General features: G+C 66.6%; 1 protein-coding gene. It reads left to right on the forward strand.

Annotated features, from left to right (window positions below; translation table 11 throughout):
* Positions 1 to 149: 149 nt before the first annotated feature.
* Positions 150 to 461 (forward strand): TOBE domain-containing protein (locus RM590_RS35600; protein WP_311708955.1); only part of this gene is annotated, 312 nt, incomplete at its 3' end.

A 461-nucleotide genomic window follows, 5' to 3' on the forward strand; every position in this document is an offset into this window, starting at 1 on the left:
GCCATATGGTTCCCTCCGTCGTCGAAATGCTGAGCATCTGCTTAGCGGTCGAAGGGCGGGGCAGTCAAGACCCGCATGTGCGGTTGATATCGGGCGATATCCCTGCATTTGCGGTTGTTGAGCGGGGGTGGTGTCGATACGCTGTCGCGGTGCCAGACATCCGGGTCCGCGAGGCGGCCGAATTGCTCGGGGTCAGTGACGACACCGTGCGGCGCTGGATCGACGACGGATCGCTGCCGGCCCATCTCGACGGCTCCGGGCGCAAGGTGATCGACGGGGCCGCGCTGGCGGCGTTCGCGCGCGCCAACGCCGCTGCGGCGCCAAAGGACCCACTCGGCATCGGCAGCTCGGCCCGCAACCGGTTCGCCGGGCTGGTAACCAACGTCATCGTCGACGAGGTGATGGCTCAGGTGGAGATGCAGTGCGGCCCGTTCACCGTGGTGTCGCTGATGAGCAGTCAG

Origin of the sequence: Streptomyces litchfieldiae (assembly GCF_031845365.1) — a bacterium.
GTDB classification, from domain to species: domain Bacteria; phylum Actinomycetota; class Actinomycetes; order Streptomycetales; family Streptomycetaceae; genus Streptomyces; species Streptomyces litchfieldiae.